Raw genomic sequence first — 16,207 nt, 5'->3', positions numbered from 1 at the left:
ACCTCGCGCTTTCATGAAGCGGGCTGTCCGGCAGGCGGTCAGGGAAGCAGAAAGAGCCTCTGAACAGCGAGAATGAGGATTGCTGAGGTCCTTGTTCCCGCCCCTGTCGGAGGCACTTTCCAGGTGAAGCAGCCTATCGGGTCCTATCCCCATGTCCTTGTCCGGGATGACGGCCGGGCCGTGGTCGCAGGCCGGTTCGGTCCTGTTGGTCGAAACGGTCCGCAAGATCGGCCTTGACCAGGCGATATCCGCAGCCCTGACCCCGTGGCGGAGACCGCGAGCCGTCCACGACCCCGGCAAGATGCTCGTGGACCTCGCCCTGGCGGTCGCACTCGGCGGCGACTGCCTGGCCGACGTCGCCATGCTGCGGGCCGAGCCGGGTGTGTTCGGCCCAGTCGCCTCCGATCCGACGGTCTCCCGTTTGATCGGCACCCTTGCCGCCTCCGGCGAGAAGGCGCTGACCGCGATCCGCGCCGCACGTTCCGAAGTCCGCAAAAAAGTATGGGAGTTGGCCGGCGGTCGGGCTCCTGATGCCGGCAGGCAGGTGACCGTGGACCTGGACGGGGTCCTGGTCGTCGCGCACTCGGACAAGCAGGACGCGGCCCCGACCTGGAAGAAGACCTACGGACACCATCCACTCATGGGCTTCGTCGACCACGGCCCGGGAGGAACCGGCGAACCTGTCGCAGCCCACCTCCGGCCCGGCAACGCGGGCTCGAACTCGGCCGCCGACCACATCACCGTCGCTCGCCTCGCCCTCGCTCAACTGCCCAAGAAATACCGGCGGGGACGGCGGACACTGATCCGCTGTGATTGCGCGGGCGGCACCCACGAGTTCGTGGCCTGGCTCGCCCAGCGCGGACGTTGGCTGTCCTATTCGGTCGGCATGGTGATCACCGAGGCCATCCACGAGCATGTTCTGAAGATCCCCGCATCGGCCTGGACGCCTGCGGTCGAATCGGACGGCGAGGTCCGTGACGAGGCCTGGGTCGCCGAACTCACCGGAGACCTGCTCGACGGCTGGCCGCAGGGCATTCGGTTGATCGTCCGCAAGGAACGGCCCCATCCCGGAGCCCAGTTGAGGATCACGGACGCGCACGGCATGCGGATCACCTGCTTCGCCACCAACACCCTCAACCAGCCGATCGCCGGACTCGAACTCCGCCACCGGTTACGAGCCCGCGCGGAGGACCGCATCCGGGCTGCGCGAGCGACCGGACTGCGCAACCTGCCCCTGCACGACACCGCGCAGAACGGCATCTGGCTGGAGATCGTTCAGATCGCCCTCGACCTGCTGGCCTGGATGCCCATGCTCGCCCTGACCGGTCAGACCCGGCTCTGGGAACCCCGCCGCCTGCGGTTGCGCCTGTTCTCCGCGGCCGGCCAGCTCGTCACCACCGGCCGACGCCGCATCCTCCGCCTCGCCCACCATTGGCCCTGGACCCACGAGATCACTGACGCCCTCGAACGGCTCGCACCCCTGCCAAACCCTGGCTGACCAGCCAACTCACCTGTCCCTACAAGACAACGCGCCAGCCCGGAGCAGTGGAACCCGGCGTCCACCCGAGACGACACCCGGGCCCTCAACCTGCACGGCCACAGCCACCGACAACGAAATGGGCCCCCGACTCCGTCGGCGGCCCATCACGAAAGATCGAGGCTAGTGTGATGCGCCAGAAATGACGGCTCTAAGTTCCTGTCAGGTATCGGTGGTTGGTGGGTTGATTTTGGTGAGGTAGTCGGCGAGCGAGTTGAGGATCTCGTCGGCGGTCTTGGTCCAGGCGAAGGGCCGTGGGTTCTCGTTCCAGGTGTCGATCCAGGCTCTGATGTCTTGCTCCAGTGCCTTCACGGAGGTGTGGACGCCGCGGCGGATGAGCTTGTCGGTCAGCAGGCCGAACCACCGCTCGACCTGGTTCATCCAGGAGGAGCCGGTGGGGGTGAAGTGGACGTGGAAGCGGGGGTGTTTGCCCAGCCACGTCTTGATCTCGGGGGTGTTGTGGGTGGCGTAGTTGTCGCAGACCAGGTGGACGTCGAGTCCGGCGGGCACTGCCTTGTCGATCCGGGTGAGGAATTTCTTGAACTCGATGGCCCGGTGGCGTCGGTGCAGTTCCGATATGACAGTGCCGTCGGCGATGTTGAACGCGGCGAACAGGCTGGTGATGCCGTGCCGGTAGTAGTCGTGGGTGCGACGTTCGGGCATGCCCGGCATCATCGGCAGGACGGGCTGGGAGCGGTCCAGCGCCTGGATTTGGGCCTTCTCGTCCACGCACAACACCACCGCCTTCTCGGGCGGATGGTGGTACAGGCCGACGACATCGACGACCTTGGAGACGAACTGCGGGTCGGTGGAGAGCTTGAAGGCATCCTGCAGATGCGGCTTGAGGTCGAACTTCTTCCAGATCCGCCCGATCGTGGACTTCGACAGGCCGGAACGCTGGGCCATCGAGGCCCGCGACCAGTGCGTGTCTCTGCCCGGGGTGGACTCCAAGGTCGCGGTGAGCACGTCTTCGATCTGGTCGAGCAGGATCGAGGGCGGCCGGCCGGGACGCGGCTCATCGGTCAGTCCGTCCAGCCGCAAGCGGATGAACCTCGACCGCCAGCGGTTCACCGTTCCGTGCGATACACCGAGTTCGGCGGCGATCTCCTTGTTCGTCCCGCCTTCCGCGCACCGCAGCACGATCCTTGCCCGCAGCGCCAGGAACTGCGCGGTCTTCGCCCGCCGCGCCCAGCGCGTCAACTCCGCCCGCTCGGCCTCGGACAGCACCAACTCCGGCTTGCGCCGACCCGACCGGGGCTCGTCCACCAGGCCCGCCATCCGCCCGGCCACGAACCGCGAGCGCCACTTGCGCACCGTCTCCGTACTCACCCCGAAGCCCGCTGCCACAGCGGTGTTTGACGCCCCGTCCGCACAGGCCAGAACGATCCGGGCCCGCTCCGCCACACGAGCCGAGACCGCGCCGCCCGCCCAACGTGCCAACTCCGCACGCTCCTCGACGGACAGCACGACTTCGACAGCACGAGGACCCCGAGACGCCATGAAAACAGCCTACAGACTTAAGTCCGCAATTTCCGGCGCATCACACTAGTGTCCTGAGTCGTTAATTCGTGTGCAGTACGCGGCAAGAGTGTCGAGGATGTCGTCGGCGGTCTTCGTCCAGACGAACGGCTTGGGGCTCTTGTTCCACTCGTTGATCCAGCCGCGGATGTCCCGTTCCAGTTCGACGACGCTGCGGTGGGCCGAGCGGCGGAGTTTGCGGCAGGTCAGCTCCGCGAACCAGCGCTCGACGAGGTTGAGCCAGGACGCCGAGGTGGGAGTGAAGTGCAGATGGAAGCGGGGATGCCGAAGCAGCCACTTCTTGACCGGCTCGGTCTTGTGGGTGGCGTAGTTGTCCAGGATCAGGTGGAGTTCGAGGTGCTTGGGAACGGCCGCGTCGATGACCTTCAGGAAGCGAAGGAACTCCTGGTGGCGGTGGCGGCGGTAGTGCTGGGCGATGACCGAGCCAGAGGCGATGTCCAGGGCGGCGAACAAGCTGGTTGTGCCATGCCGGACGTAGTCGTGCGTCATCCTCGCCGGCGTGGTCGGCGCCATCGGCAGCACTGGCTGGGTCCGGTCCAAGGCCTGTATCTGCGACTTCTCGTCGACCGCCAGAACCAGGGCGTTCTCCGGCGGGGACAGGTAAATGCCCACCACGTCGCGGACCTTGGTCACGAACTGCGGGTCGGTCGACAGTTTCCAGGTCTCCACGATGTGCGGTTTGAGGCCGAACGCCCGCCAGATCCGCGAGACAGCCGACTGCGACATGCCCGCGGCATCGGCCATCGAACGCGTCGACCAGTGCGAATCACCCGTCGGCGGCGCCTGGCCGAGCGTCCTGGCGACCAGAGCTTCGACCTGCTCGTCCGTGATCTTCCGCGGCGGCCCCGGACGCGGCCGGTCCACCAGACCCTCCAGCCGGTCCGCGGCGAACCGGGACCGCCACTTGCGCACCGTCTCCCGCGAGACACCCAGGTCATCCGCGACCCGCGCGTTCGACATGCCCTCCGCGCACGCCAGCACGACCCTCGACCGCAACACCAGCGCCTGCGAGGCGGTCTGTTTGCGCAACCAACCCCGCAGCACCCGGCGTTCGTGATCGGACAGTTCCAGCGGCAACGGCTTCGGACCAGGCACCGCCCCACCCTACAACCGCAAGCGAACTAACGACTCAGGACACTAGTAGGGCTTGGTCAGGTTCGTATGGGTGTGGGTATGTCCCGGTGGCAGGTGGGGCAGGCGCCGGCCCAAAGGGCGAGGAGTGTCTGTAGCTCGCGGACGACTTGGTAGAGGCTCAGGCCGGCGCTGCTTCTTTTGGGGTCCGGGCCAGTCGTTGCAGCGTGCAGAAGGCGTGCGCGACGGAGACGAGGGTGACGTGGTGGTGCCATCCGTTCCAGGTCCGGCCCTCGAAGTGGGCGAGTCCCAGGGCCTGTTTCATCTCCCGGTAGTCGTGCTCGATGCGCCAGCGGAGTTTGGCGAGGCGGACCAGTGTGGTCAGGGGCATGCCGGAGGGCAGGTCGGACAGCCAGTACTGCACCGGCTCGCTCTCGCCGGCCGGCCATTCGGCCAGCAGCCAGCACACAGGCAGTTCCGGGCCGTCGACGTGCTGGCGGACCTCGCGTCCGGCGGGCCGGATCCGCAGCGCCACGAAGCGGGAGTACATCCGCTTGCGGCCGGAGCGGCCGGTGCCGGGCCGGGAGCCCTCCCGCCACTGCACCGGCCGGGCCGCCTTCCGGCCCGCCGCGATGACCAGCTCCTTCACCGGCCGCGGCTTGTCGGGATACTTCGCCACCGGCGGGCGTCCGGACCCGGAGTGCGGTTCGGCCACCGGCACCGCGTCGGCGGGCTGGGCAGACAGCGTGGTGGAGATCCCCACCACGTAGTTCAGGCCGCGTTCCTGCAGTCCGTTCCGGAACGCGGCGGCGTCACCGTATCCGGCGTCCGCGACGGCCAGCGGCACCTCGATGCCCCAGGAGCGGGTCTCGTCGAGCATATCCAGGGCCAGCTGCCACTTCTCCACATGCCCGACATCGTCCGGGATACCGCAGGCTGTGCGGCGGGCGACCTTGTCCGCATCGGCCTTCGGCGAGGCGGGATCCCAGCTCTGGGGCAGGAACAACCGCCAGTTGACCGCCGCCGAGGCGTGGTCGGACGCGAGGTGGAGGGAGACGCCGACCTGGCAATTGGTGACCTTGCCGGCCGTGCCGGTGTACTGCCGCGACACACACGCCGAGGCAGTCCCGTCCTTGAGGAACCCTGTGTCGTCGAAGACGAAGGCGTCGGGCCCGATCCTCTCCTCCATCCGCCAGGCGAGCTGGGCCCGGATGTGTGCCGGGTCCCAGGGACTGGTGGTGATGAAGTTGGCCAGTGCCTGCCGGTTCCCGTCCTCACCCAGGCGGGCGGCCATCGGCTCGACCGATTTACGCTGCCCGTCGGTCAGCAGCCCCCGCAGATAGACCTGCCCCCACCGTCGCTGATCCCTGCGCGCAAACGGCTCGAACACCTCCGCCGCGAACGTCTCCAACTCACCACGCACCAACGCAATCTCGTCCGGAGTCACACACTCTCAACGCCACACCGGCCCAGCAGGACACGCAACACCACAACCGACCTGACCAAGCCCTACTAGCGACTGCCTATGCCTCCGCCAACCAAATGGACAGAGCAGTTCCGCTCTATGAGCAAGCCCTGGCAACGGCAGATCGGGAACTGGGTGAGAACCATCCTGAGACTCTGGTCGCGAGGAACCAACTGGCAGTCGCGTACGGGACGATGGGCAGGTGGCAGCTGGCCCTGCCTCTGCTGGAAAAGACCTTCAGCACGTGCATGGCCGTGCTGGGGAAGGACCACCCGACCACCCGCCTGGTCCAATCCAACCTCGCAGCCGCCCAATCTCCCGCAAAGGGCTGGCGTTTCAGCACTGATGAAGCACTCATAGCCCGCATCAAAAACAAGGACGAATAGGCCCTCACAACTTCCCTGGCAGCCGCTTCCTGCCTCCACTGCCAGGAAGCGCACGGAACCGAAACAGCAAGCACATCTGGAAATCGCGCTGCACCGACACCGCGCACAACACCGACGCCCAGGCCAGCACCGCACGCCCCGTTCGGGAGGACAGCTTGAACGAGCACGACGAGACAGGCGTCTTTTCGGGCCTGGGTGTCGGAAAGAGCACTCACCCCGGGCACGCGCTCACCCCCGCTGGCACGTACGAACCCAGAACCCTTCCCGTCGCAGGCGGACCGTGTCGGCGATGACGTAGGCGTCGCGGGCGTCCGTCTTGGCCTGGCCTCGGTAGGAGGCGGACATGTGGTTGACCGTACGGCCGGGCACGTAGACGACTGGCTGGCCGTGGTTGGCGAGCAGGGCCATCAGCAGGAAGGGGCAGATGGCGCGTGAGGAGTACGCGCGGTCGGGCAGAACGGTCAGGGGCCGGGTGTCCGGGGCCTGGCCGGAGGTCACATCCCTCCGTTCGGGCGCCTGGTGACTTGCGGGCTTCTTGGCGCTGGTCAGGGCCGGGGCAGCGGCAGGCCGGGCAGCTTAGGGTGCCGCAGGTGCTGCCCGCCGTCGTAGACGTGCAGGGTGAATGTCTCCGGCCCGGGCCGGGCCGCCTCGTCGTACGCGGACAGCACGGCCTCGATCTGCTCCCACAGCCGCACCGGGCCGCCCTCACGCACCTCCCACCGGTCCTCGACCGGGGTGAGGGTGGCGGCGGATCCTGTGACCACGTCGACCAGGTACACAACGTCGCCGACGATCGTCATCTGCGCTTCCGGCACGGCGCACTGGGCGAGGAACAGCAGGTGGAACGCCTCCTCGGTGCCGGCCGTAATCCGCTCCGGGGAGTGCCGGGAAGCCCGACCCGCCTCCGGGAGCCCTGCGGCCCAGTGGGCGGGGTTGCCGAACGCCGGGGCCGTGTGCGTACGCACCGACATGAATGACACGGTGCCGGGCAGCAGGCGGCCCTCTGCGGTGCCGTCACCGTGCGCGGTCAGCAGGACGCGGGCATAGCCGTAGAGCCACCCCGACAGAGTGAGCAGGATCTTCCCGCCTGGCCGGGCCTGCGCCAGCAGCACGGGCGGCACGGCGCGGAAGGAGCAGGCGGCCACGATCCGGTCGAACATGGCCTCGGGCCAGTAGCCGTACAGCCCGTCCGCCACCGCCAGCGTCGGGGTGTGCCCGCAGCCGTACAACGCGCTCGCCGCCTGCTCCAGCCGACGGCCGTCGACCTCGATCGAGGTCACATCCGCCGATCCGAGGCGTTCGCAGGCGAGAGCGGTGGAGTAGCCGGTGCCGGTGCCGATCTCCAGCACCGTGTGGCCCTCCTCCACGTCCGCGTCGGCCCACATCCGTACCACCAGCGACGGCAGCGTAGACGATGAGGTTGGCGCCCCGCCGTGCCGCACCGCAGCGGCCTTCCAGTCGGGTTCGTCGCCGTCGAACTGCGTGATGAGCGTCGTGTCGGAGTACGCGGCGGCCAGCCAGCGGCCATAGTCGAGTTCGGCGGTGACCGGCTCCCACACCGTCAGCCCCTGCGCGTCGCGCTCTTCGGCTGGCAGGTAGAAGCCCGGCACGAACCGGTGCCGGGGCACCGTCTCCACGGCCGCCTGCCAGCCGGGATCAGCAAGGACGCCGTCCTCTACGAGCGCCCTCGCCATCGCCTCACGCAGCCGCTCGGCGTCGGTCTCCAGGTCGCCAGGCATCATCGCGCGCCTCCTTCCGTGCTCGTGCTCAAAATGTCGGCGAACGCTGTCGCGATGTCGCCGGCGTCGGGCAGCCAGCCCCACTGGCCGTTCGGGTTGCACTCGACAAACACCCAGTCGCCGGCCTCGCGGCCGTCGCCGGTCAGGGCGAAGTCGAAGCAGCCGAAGACCAGACCGAACGCCGACAGGTAGCTGTGCAGCGCGGCCTCGATCAGCGCTGGCACGGCGATCGGGGCGTGCAGGAGCTGGTCCCAGTCACCGCGGCGCCAGTCCAGCGCCGCATCCGGGGCGGCGATCTGCTGGGCGAACACCCGCCGTCCGACCACGGTGACCCGCACGTCGCCGGTCTTGGGGATCTCCGCCTGGAACAAGTGCGCAGTCACCGCGAGCGTGTCGTCGAAGGTGTCGGGGGCTACGCGCTGGGCCCAGATCGCGCCGGTGTGCCCGTCCTCGTCACGGGGCAGCCCGCGGAACGTCTTGTAGATGACGGGGCCGTGGCCGACGGCGAACCTCCGCGCCTGCTCGATGTCGTTAGTGACCAGGGTGGGCGGCACGGTCAGGCCGAGCTGGGCGGCGGTCTGGAGTTGGGCGGGCTTGAAATCGGCGGCCGTGACCGCGCCGGGGTGGTTGACGTAGATAGCGCCCTGCAGGTGATTGAGGATGCCGCCGAGCCCGTGCCGGGCCTCGGCCGCGGCGAAGTCCCGCTGCTGGGCAGGCAGGTGCTCGAACCGGGCGGTGTAGGGGGTGGGGCGGCGGTAATACACCGCCGCCACCTCCCCCAGCTCCACCTCCCGGCTGCCGGTGACCAGCCGCCCGGCCCAGGCCGGCGCCCCGGCGCCGATGCGGGCGCCGAAGGCCAGGCCGGGGCCGATGTCGGCCGGGTCGACCCGTGCGACGGGCACCTCGCGCTCGTTCAGCATGGTGATGACCCAGTCTGCGGTGACGTCTTCCAGCGCGGTGACGGCCAGGACGGTGGAGGCCATCGGATCAGTCCGACTCGTAGTCGGTGGTGTGGTCGTCCTGCGCCTGCGGCTGCGGGCTCTCCCCGTCACCGCCGCCTGACATCGACGCCGTGCCCGTCGTACGCGACGTTCCGTGCTTGCCCATCTCCACCACCTGCCCGGCGGCGTCGGTGTAGCGGGCGGTCTGCGTGGCCGCGTCGAGCGTCACCGCGGCATACAACGGTGGAGCGACCGGAAGCCGGTCGGTGACCAGCCGCATCGCCCACGGAGCCTGAGCTGGGGGTCCAAGCGTCGCCATGCGAGTTCCTTTCCCCTTGCCTCGTGCGGATAGCCCGAGTGGCTACCACCTGAGCAGAATCCGCTCCTGGCCAGGTTCCTGACCAGTACCGTGGGTGCCGCGAACCGTGGCGAAAATGCCACGCTCCGTGATGTAGGAGTCGGGGAGGGCAAGTCGGTGATGACCGGCAGATCGAGCAACCCGCACCTCGCGCTGTGGATAGCGGCCACGGGCCTGCCCCACGGCGAGATCGCTCGCCGGATCGCCGCCGAAGCGAAAACCCAAGGTCACTGCCAGGTCGCGCCAGATGCAACCCGTATCCGCCGCTGGATCGTCGGCGAACGCCCTCGCCCACCGGTTCCCGCGCTGCTGGCGGCGGTCATCTCCGAAGCGATCGGCCAGCCACTCACGCCGGGTGATCTGGGCCTGACGGCCGCCGGGCCCACGCTGGATAGCATCCAGCTCCCGCTGCTGACCGAGGCAGCCGCCCAGACCCTGGCCGGATGGACGCAGATGGATCTCTTCCTCGACCGCCGCGACACCCTCAAGCTCGCCCTCGGCGCCCCGCTGATCCTCGCGGCCGAGCGGATGCTGGGCGGCACCGCCCGCCGCCTGAACCGCGCCACCAAGGGCTTCGACGCCGACACCACCACGGCGCTAGAAGAGGTCACCGCGTTCTTTACGAAGGCCGACGCCTCCAAAGGCGGCGGCCTGTACCGCGCGGCGATCGTCGCCCAGCTCGCCGAAGTCGCCCGCCGCGTCCAGGACGGCGTCCCACCATCGCTGAAGGCGAGGGTGTTCGCGACGACCGCCGACCTCGCGGCGCTGGCCGGGTGGGTCAGCCACGACTGCGGCCGGTACGCCACCGCCCAACGGTACTGGTCCTACGGCATCTACGCCGCCTCCGAAGCCGCACAGCCGGACCGCGGGGTGGAGATCGTCACCCGCATGTCCCACCAGATGATCTACCTCGGGCACCCGCACGACGCGCTCGGACTGCTGGAGGTCGCCGCGGCGAAGGCCAGCCTGCCCGCGACGAGGGCCCTGGTCGCCTCCCAAACGGGGCGGGTTCACGCGGCCCTCGGCGACCAGCGGCAGGCGGACAGGCACCTCGGCGCCGCCGACGAGCTGACGGCCGACGGCATGGGCAACGACGTCCCGCCGTGGATGAACTACTTCGACGCGGCCGAGCACGCTGGTGCCCGCGCGGTATCCGCCCGCGACCTCGCCGTCATCGGCCGGAACCTGCGTGCCAGTGATCACTTCACAGACGCCCTCGCCCTGCGCCAGCCCGGCTTCAACCGGGTGAAGGTCATGGACCGCATCGGGCTGGCCGCCGCACTGTTCGCGGAGAACGAGCCGGAACAGGGCGCCGCCGCAGCCCACCAAGCGCTCGATGACGCCACCCGCATCGACTCCACCCTGGTGGCCTCCCGGCTCAACACGCTGCTGGACGCCGCCCGCCGATACCGCACCGCGGACGTGGACGAGGTCCGCTCCCGCGCTCAGGATCTCGCGGCAGCGCGCCCGACGCCGGTCGCAGCCTGAGACCATTGCCGTCCATGGGCAAGCACTCCCGACCCGGACCGCCGAACCAGCCGTCCCGCGCGACGCCGCGCATCGACCCGGCCAACCCCCTCGCGCCATACGAGAAACGGCGCCGACCGCCCATGGACGTCTGGCGCCGACACCGCCCGCTCCACCGTGGCGGCGGACACCTCCACCCCGAACAACCCCGGGCCCTGGAGGAATGGAACGGATTCTCCTACGAACCCGCGGGCACGGCGCCGAACCTCGCACAGGCCCAGCGGTGGGCGAACGAACAGACAACCGGCCAACACGACGAGTCGCCGCCCGCCACCTGACACTCGTATCGCTGCCACCAAAAGAACCCAGCGGACAGCTGGGACGTCGTGCTGCGCGTTGTCATGGTGGGTGCCTCGCGGTCGGGAAGGGTTGAGGTGGCCATCCCCCACGGGGGAGGGAGACGGCCACCGGCGCCCCGGCGTCCACCCGGGCGGCATATCCAGTCCCACGCCAGGCCGTGGTCAACGGGTAGGAAAAGTGGGCCGGTTGCTCCTCGCGGTGACCGGAAATTTCTGACGGGCCCGGATTCTCCGCAAGCCCTCCACGCTGCCGGAACGCCCTGTGATGCCTCGCAGGGCCGCGACGAAGTGATCTGGCTGCCGGCCGTGGCCGAGTGGCGGATGACGCCGGCCGCCATGGCGTACACGCAGACGGCGAGGACGCCGCACGCCGCGGCATCTGCCTCATTCGCGAGGAGCAGACCGGCGGCTGAGGCGGCCAGCCGGGGAAAAAGCCGTGGGCCGCAGGCTGGACCCCTCACCGAAACTCCTGCCATTATTTGCATTACAGGCTGGGCCGGCCGGCACGCTGCTGAGAGAACGGACGCCTCTGCCATGACCCCGCGCCGCGAGCCCCGCCTGGCCGACGCCACCGAGATCGCGGCCGAACACGGTCTGACGCCCGCGCGGATCAGCCAGTTCTCCACCGCGCGCACCCAGAACGCGGCAGGCACAGCATTCCCCGAGCCTGTCGGCAAGCGCGGCCGCGCCCGCCTGTGGGACCACGCGGAAGTCACCGCATGGTTCGCCCACCGCGCGCCGGCACGGCTCACCGAACACACACCGCCCTTGCTCGACCCGGAGACGCTGCTGAACGCCGCGGACGCCTCCCGCTACCTCGGCTACAAGAACACCAACCAGGTCAGCACCTTCGTACGTGACCACCCCGGCTACTTCCCCGAACCGGACGTCGTCGAGGAGATGGGCACAGCCGAGAGCCCTTACCGTCGGCAGCTGTGGAAGGTGGCGACCCTCAAGGAGTGGATGGCCACCCGGCCCGGCCGCGGAAGGCGCGCCGGCACCAAGCCGGCACCGCCGCTGCCCGACGTTCCCGCCGACGGTGATCCCGATGAGCTGCTGGGGGCGAGCCAGGCGGCCGCGCTGCTGGGCTACAAGAGCATCAACTCCTTCTCCAGCGCCCTCGCCCAAGGCAACCTCCCCCTGCTGAAAACCACCGACGGAATCGCCGCAAACGCCGGACGCCAGAACGGACGCCGCCGCTGGACACGCCGACGCATCCTCCAGCAGGCCGCCCAGCGGTCCAGTGGTACCCGGCGATAAACGGACCACCGCCCCCCTGTCAACGCGGCCCCCGGTTTGGGGAGTTGGCCCCTTGCGGACCGGGTACCGCACGAAGGCCGGCACGGCGCGCAGGAGGCGGGTCGGGCGGGCGGGGTCGGTCCGGAGTTTGGTGAGGGTCCGCCATCGTGACGATGACAGGAGCGGCAACGTGTGTCGTTCTGTCCCGACAGTTCCTACCGCTGTACGGTGCGAACCATGTTCGGAACGTGCCTTGGGCGATGGGCCCGAGGCCTGCCCCGTCCGCCCAGAGCATGTCATGCAGGCCTGTCGGCGCGGCATCGACGTGCTGCCGGTCTCCGACCGGACGGCCACCGGTCGGCTGGCGATGCCTGCGCGCAACAGCCGCTGCCCGACTGGAGTAAATGGGTGGTACTCCACGAGCAGCCTCGGGCCAAGGGCACTGATAGTGGTGTGAGGGCGCACGTTCAGTTGCTCCGCAATCCAGTACAGGAGAACGCCAATGCCTGATAAGCGATCCGTCGACTCGCGCAAAGCGCTCGAATTCCTGCAGTCGAGCGGCCTAGTAGATCTCAAGATGCCGCTCGAAACGGTGGTGGCCAACGCGAGCAAGCTCGAGGAGGTTGCCGGCTATGTGCTCGCCTGGGAGAGGTACGTACTGGTTGTCTCGAACGAGCTAGATCAGGTCTCCAACCCCGTCGCGCGCGGCTGACTTTCTCGAGTGAACTGATAGCTGTCTGGAGTAGATGTGACGGCAACACCTACCGATGGTGATCCGTCCGAGGCGCGGCGCGCGGTGGAAGCCAAGGCAATTGGCTGGCTGGCCGCGCGCCACACCCGGTTTGATCCCGAGCGGGCTGAGGAAGCGGGCGTGCTGTTTGCCCGCAAGGCACTCGTCGAGCTCGCCTTGCTGGTCGGCCTGCGAGTGCGGTTGGACCCCAGCGCACTGGATCCGGATTTCAGTCTTCTGCTGGACCAGGTCGCAGACGTGGCAGGCCGGGCGTCCTACCGCGAGCTCGTGGTACGTGACGAGGGAGCGCTCCTCCTGTACGCCGGCACATATGCTGCGCTGCGACTCTGCGGGCGCGAGGACCCTGACTTCCATCGGGCCATCGAACAGGCAGTCTCCGGCGGGTACGCCGCTTGCTTCGAACGTATTCCTTACCGGCAGCTGGATCTGCTCCATACCCTGGAACTGGCTGGCGTTGACCACGGGCTGCCCATGGTGGATGCAGTCCTTCCCCACACGCTGCTGTGTGCGGATCCTTCGGCGTTCAAGCTTGCTGATCGCGACATTTACGCGATCACCCACACCGTGTTCTACGCCACCGACTTCGGTCTGCGGACGCCGAAATGGCCGGACGGCTTCGACTTGGCTCGCACTGTGGGACTGCTCGAAGCGTTGCTCGTCCTCTGCCGCCGACGGGGCAACGCAGACCTCGTCGCGGAGCTGGTGTGCTCCCTGCTTTGTCTGGGAGTGCACGACTCTGCCGAGGCTGACCGTGCATGGACCTTTCTGGCCGATACGCAGGAAGTCGACGGCCGAGTGGACGGGCCTGACGGAGTGGTTCATCCCAAGCTGGGGGAAGGAAACCTCGAGTATCAGAAATGGGCCACCGGCTACCACACCACGATCGTGACAGCTCTGGCCTGTCTGCTCGCTCGAAGCCCGGTCCTCACGCAACGCCCCCGACCGACGGTACCCCTACCCGCCGACAACAAGGGGCTTGAGGAAGCTCTGTACCGTTCGGTGGTCTGGCTCTCCGGGGCGTCCCTCTCCGACGAGGCCGAGCCTGGATTTGCTCCAGCCGCGGCAGCGACGCGTGGCGCCAGGGCACTGGGCCAACCCGCCCTTGTCGAACCGGCGCTTTCCGCTCTCGCAACTTACCTCGACGCCGCACCCGATCAGCTGTGGTCCCGTTACGGAGTGGAGGCTGTCGCCGAGTTCGCGCGCGGTCTCAGCGGGCTTGGCCTCACGTGCGACTCGCTGGAGCGGTTCCTCACGAGCACGGCCGCGGCGCTGCGCGAGGTAAGCGTCGTGCCTGCGGGCGCCCGTACGGGGATTCGGATCCTCGTCGACCTGGGTGTGCTGGCTGCCGACCACGGAGCTGCACTTCTGGCCTCGGCCCCCCTCGCGCCGCCAGGAACCGATGACATCGCTGCAGGGCTGGTCGCCCTGCAGATCGCACAGCGTGCCGACCAAATCCCCCACCCCCGCGACGCTGGCGCCGAATCCTGGCGCCCGGTGGCCGAGTGTCTCGCAGCTGCCCTCCCGGCGGCCTACCGGGACTATCGGCTCGGGGAGATGGCAGCCCTTGTGCGTGCACTGGCTCTCCTCGGTTGGGGCGAGCATCGGCTGACTCGGGACGCTGCAGCTTTTCTCCTGTCCCAGCAGACCCCCACTGGCGCCATCGGCTACCCGGCCTGCGACTGCAGCGACAATCGGGCCGAGGCGCACCGGGCTTGGACCCAGAGCTGCGTAATCGCCCTGGCGGAGCTGATCTCCTCTCGCCCGCTCGAACAGACGGCGTCCGTCATGGGGACTGCAAATCGTTAGGCCCTGTCTCGCCTTCGGTGGTAACTGAGAGTGTTGCTATCCGAGGAGGATGCCGTGGCGAAGCAGAGCGAAGCCTGCTCGTCCGTGCATCTGGCGCGCGATGCGCTTGGTCTTGGTGTTGACACCCTCGGTGGGGCCGTTGCTGTGCGGAAGCGTGAGAGCTGCGTCTACGGCCTCGCGGTCTCGTTCCAGACCTCGGGTGAAGGCATGCAGGCGGGGCAGGTCGGCGCCGCGGACCTGGGTGGCCCAGCGGCGTGAGTGCGACGGCGTTGTCGGCGTAAGGCGACAGGTACTCCTCCCCCACCGCGGTCGACGCGTCCACCGCGTACTTGACCTGTGCGTACCGGGTCGGTTTCCCATCTGCGTAGTAGTAGCCGACGTCGTCCAGATTGTCGGCCCCAGTGACCTCGACACCGACCGCCACCAGTGGTGCCGACGCGACCGTACGGCTGTGGGACGTGACCACCGGCAGAACCCGCACCACCCTCACCGGACACACCGGCGAGCTGGGTTCAATGGCCTTCAGTCCCGACGGCCGCACCCTCGCCACCACCAGCAAACACCCCGACCGTACGGCTGTGGGACGTAAGCACTGGCAAGACCGACGCCACCCTCATCGGGCACACCGACACCGTGTGGGCAGTAGCGTTCAGCCCTGAAGGCCGCGCCCTCGCCACTGGCAGCGACGACAAAACCGCACGGCTGTGGGACGCGACCCTCCCCCAACCCTCCGAAGCGATCAAGAAAATCTGCCGCGCCGTCAACCGCGACCTCACCCCACAGGAACGGACGGCATACCTGTCCGATCAGTCAGTGAGCCCCGTATGCCCTACAAGATGAGCCGGCCCCGCTCCGCCAGCCGTTCAGCTTCCCCAGCGTCCCCTCGATCTTCGCCGTCGCCGCCGGCAGCCCGATCCTCGGCACGATTCGCTTGGCCTGCATCGGATCCGACGCGTCCGCCACGATGTCTCGGTACACATCCGGCAGTACATCCACCGACAGCCCCTCCCGCCAGTGCGGCACCATGATCGCCCCGACCACCCGCACCGGACGGTCACCGGCCGTCGGCTCCACCGGATGCTCGACGACCGACACCTCATCCGAACTGGACATCTCCGCGACCATCTCGGCCACCGTCTCCCGCTCGGCCTCCAGCCGCGCCGTCAACTCCGCGATCTGCGACTCAAGCTCCTCCACTCTCACCTGGGCAGCCGCCTCCGGGGCCTCCAACTCCTCGAACAATGAGCCCATCAGAGTCGCCTCCTCCACCGCCACGGCAGAGACGGAAGACCCCAACGCACCCCGATCAGCCTTGCCTAGACTCACGTTCCTCTCGAAGGAGCCGCACCCAATCCGTATGTCAGACGAAGTAGTCCGTGAATCCGCGCATGAGGAGTGGCAGCAGTCTGGGATCGAAATCCCCGGTGTTCTCCACCGCACGGGTGCTGAAGGATGGCAGCTCGTCATCGACTGTACGCAGCCATGCCAGCAGGGCGTCGAAGTCCCCTCCGTCCTGCGGGCGCGGTGGCGGATCCGCGCTGAGCCGTCG

15 protein-coding genes and 3 pseudogenes are annotated in these 16,207 nt (G+C 68.4%); 9 read left to right on the top strand and 9 right to left on the bottom strand.

Going from position 1 to position 16,207, the window contains the following annotated elements; genetic code table 11:
• Positions 1-123 precede the first annotated feature (123 nt).
• A pseudogene (locus BN159_RS41765) lies at positions 124-1,498 on the top strand (IS1380 family transposase).
• A 201-nt stretch (positions 1,499-1,699) separates the two neighbouring features.
• Here the strand turns inward: BN159_RS41765 and BN159_RS41760 are convergent.
• From BN159_RS41760 to BN159_RS41750, 3 genes are all read right to left on the bottom strand, one after another.
• The gene (locus BN159_RS41760) at positions 1,700-3,037 is read right to left on the bottom strand and encodes an IS630 family transposase (protein ID WP_015654835.1); all 1,338 of its coding nucleotides are present in this window, start codon (positions 3,035-3,037) and stop codon (positions 1,700-1,702) included.
• A 45-nt stretch (positions 3,038-3,082) separates the two neighbouring features.
• Positions 3,083-4,171, bottom strand: coding sequence for an IS630 family transposase (locus BN159_RS41755; protein ID WP_015656046.1), 1,089 nt, complete (start codon positions 4,169-4,171; stop codon positions 3,083-3,085).
• Between the two features lie 157 nt (positions 4,172-4,328).
• Positions 4,329-5,570 carry an IS701 family transposase gene (locus BN159_RS41750; protein ID WP_269451006.1) on the bottom strand — a complete coding sequence of 414 codons (1,242 nt, stop codon included), beginning with the start codon at positions 5,568-5,570 and terminating at the stop codon, positions 4,329-4,331.
• Here BN159_RS41750 and BN159_RS47515 point away from each other — a divergent pair.
• On the top strand, positions 5,453-5,998 hold the full coding sequence (locus BN159_RS47515; RefSeq protein ID WP_269451020.1) for a tetratricopeptide repeat protein: 546 nt from the start codon (positions 5,453-5,455) through the stop codon (positions 5,996-5,998). The two genes, BN159_RS41750 and BN159_RS47515, sit on opposite strands and share 118 nt — an antisense overlap.
• A 261-nt stretch (positions 5,999-6,259) precedes the next feature.
• Here BN159_RS47515 and BN159_RS44530 read toward each other — a convergent pair.
• From BN159_RS44530 to BN159_RS41725, 4 genes and pseudogenes are all read right to left on the bottom strand, one after another.
• A pseudogene (locus tag BN159_RS44530) lies at positions 6,260-6,412 on the bottom strand (IS110 family transposase); the annotation flags it as partial.
• A 131-nt stretch (positions 6,413-6,543) separates the two neighbouring features.
• Positions 6,544-7,740: an ATP-grasp peptide maturase system methyltransferase gene (gene tgmC, locus BN159_RS41735; RefSeq protein ID WP_015663119.1), complete on the bottom strand. Its 1,197-nt coding sequence runs from the start codon at positions 7,738-7,740 to the stop codon at positions 6,544-6,546.
• Positions 7,737-8,720 (bottom strand): ATP-grasp ribosomal peptide maturase, encoded by a 984-nt coding sequence (tgmB, locus tag BN159_RS41730; RefSeq protein ID WP_015663118.1) that lies wholly within the window; start codon positions 8,718-8,720, stop codon positions 7,737-7,739. Before tgmB ends, tgmC begins: the two co-directional genes overlap by 4 nt.
• Positions 8,721-8,724: 4 nt before the next feature.
• A complete protein-coding gene (locus BN159_RS41725) occupies positions 8,725-8,997 on the bottom strand; it encodes a putative ATP-grasp-modified RiPP (protein ID WP_015663117.1) in 273 nt (90 codons plus the stop codon).
• 159 nt (positions 8,998-9,156) lie between these two features.
• Here BN159_RS41725 and BN159_RS41720 point away from each other — a divergent pair, with 159 nt between their 5' ends.
• The 5 genes from BN159_RS41720 (at position 9,157) to BN159_RS41700 (ending at position 14,658) form a co-directional block, all read left to right on the top strand.
• Positions 9,157-10,524: a hypothetical protein gene (locus BN159_RS41720; RefSeq protein WP_015663116.1), complete on the top strand. Its 1,368-nt coding sequence runs from the start codon at positions 9,157-9,159 to the stop codon at positions 10,522-10,524.
• A gap of 14 nt (positions 10,525-10,538) precedes the next feature.
• Complete coding sequence (locus tag BN159_RS41715; RefSeq protein WP_015663115.1) at positions 10,539-10,841, top strand: DUF6087 family protein; 303 nt, start codon at positions 10,539-10,541, stop codon at positions 10,839-10,841.
• Positions 10,842-11,396: 555 nt separating this feature from the next.
• A complete protein-coding gene (locus tag BN159_RS41710; RefSeq protein WP_015663114.1) occupies positions 11,397-12,122 on the top strand; it encodes a hypothetical protein in 726 nt (241 codons plus the stop codon).
• Between the two features lie 481 nt (positions 12,123-12,603).
• Positions 12,604-12,813, top strand: a complete 210-nt coding sequence (locus tag BN159_RS41705) for a hypothetical protein (RefSeq protein WP_015663113.1) — start codon at positions 12,604-12,606, stop codon at positions 12,811-12,813.
• A 36-nt stretch (positions 12,814-12,849) separates the two neighbouring features.
• The gene (locus BN159_RS41700; protein WP_157901147.1) at positions 12,850-14,658 is read left to right on the top strand and encodes a DUF6895 family protein; all 1,809 of its coding nucleotides are present in this window, start codon (positions 12,850-12,852) and stop codon (positions 14,656-14,658) included.
• A gap of 36 nt (positions 14,659-14,694) precedes the next feature.
• On the opposite strand, the pseudogene BN159_RS44525 reads toward BN159_RS41700, so the two are convergent.
• Positions 14,695-14,907, bottom strand: a pseudogene (locus BN159_RS44525) (transposase); the annotation flags it as partial.
• 152 nt (positions 14,908-15,059) lie between these two features.
• On the opposite strand from BN159_RS44525, the gene BN159_RS47820 reads away from it, so the two are divergent.
• Both BN159_RS47820 and BN159_RS47815 read left to right on the top strand, forming a co-directional pair.
• The gene (locus tag BN159_RS47820) at positions 15,060-15,317 is read left to right on the top strand and encodes a hypothetical protein (RefSeq protein ID WP_197541383.1); all 258 of its coding nucleotides are present in this window, start codon (positions 15,060-15,062) and stop codon (positions 15,315-15,317) included.
• Positions 15,235-15,498 carry a WD40 repeat domain-containing protein gene (locus BN159_RS47815; protein WP_456339984.1) on the top strand — a complete coding sequence of 88 codons (264 nt, stop codon included), beginning with the start codon at positions 15,235-15,237 and terminating at the stop codon, positions 15,496-15,498. Before BN159_RS47820 ends, BN159_RS47815 begins: the two co-directional genes overlap by 83 nt.
• On the opposite strand, the gene BN159_RS41690 is transcribed toward BN159_RS47815, so the two are convergent.
• Entirely contained in the window at positions 15,469-15,909 is a 441-nt protein-coding gene (locus BN159_RS41690) for a hypothetical protein (protein ID WP_015663110.1), read from the bottom strand. The genes BN159_RS47815 and BN159_RS41690 overlap by 30 nt on opposite strands.
• Between the last annotated feature and the right edge of the window lie 298 nt (positions 15,910-16,207).

The sequence above is a fragment of the Streptomyces davaonensis JCM 4913 genome, from assembly GCF_000349325.1.
GTDB lineage: Bacteria > Actinomycetota > Actinomycetes > Streptomycetales > Streptomycetaceae > Streptomyces > Streptomyces davaonensis.
Note: the sequence above shows the minus strand (reverse complement) of the source record. Positions and strands in the feature narration are given on the sequence as shown.

Bases quoted from the DNA above. Each gene is read 5' to 3' on its own strand.
- BN159_RS41760 (WP_015654835.1), bottom strand. From the start codon at position 3,037: ATGGCGTCTCGGGGTCCTCGTGCTGTCGAAGTCGTGCTGTCCGTCGAG.
- tgmC (WP_015663119.1), bottom strand. From the start codon at position 7,740: ATGATGCCTGGCGACCTGGAGACCGACGCCGAGCGGCTGCGTGAGGCG.
- tgmB (WP_015663118.1), bottom strand. From the start codon at position 8,720: ATGGCCTCCACCGTCCTGGCCGTCACCGCGCTGGAAGACGTCACCGCA.
- BN159_RS41725 (WP_015663117.1), bottom strand. From the start codon at position 8,997: ATGGCGACGCTTGGACCCCCAGCTCAGGCTCCGTGGGCGATGCGGCTG.
- BN159_RS41720 (WP_015663116.1), top strand. From the start codon at position 9,157: ATGACCGGCAGATCGAGCAACCCGCACCTCGCGCTGTGGATAGCGGCC.
- BN159_RS41715 (WP_015663115.1), top strand. From the start codon at position 10,539: ATGGGCAAGCACTCCCGACCCGGACCGCCGAACCAGCCGTCCCGCGCG.
- BN159_RS41710 (WP_015663114.1), top strand. From the start codon at position 11,397: ATGACCCCGCGCCGCGAGCCCCGCCTGGCCGACGCCACCGAGATCGCG.
- BN159_RS41705 (WP_015663113.1), top strand. From the start codon at position 12,604: ATGCCTGATAAGCGATCCGTCGACTCGCGCAAAGCGCTCGAATTCCTG.
- BN159_RS41690 (WP_015663110.1), bottom strand. From the start codon at position 15,909: ATGGGCTCATTGTTCGAGGAGTTGGAGGCCCCGGAGGCGGCTGCCCAG.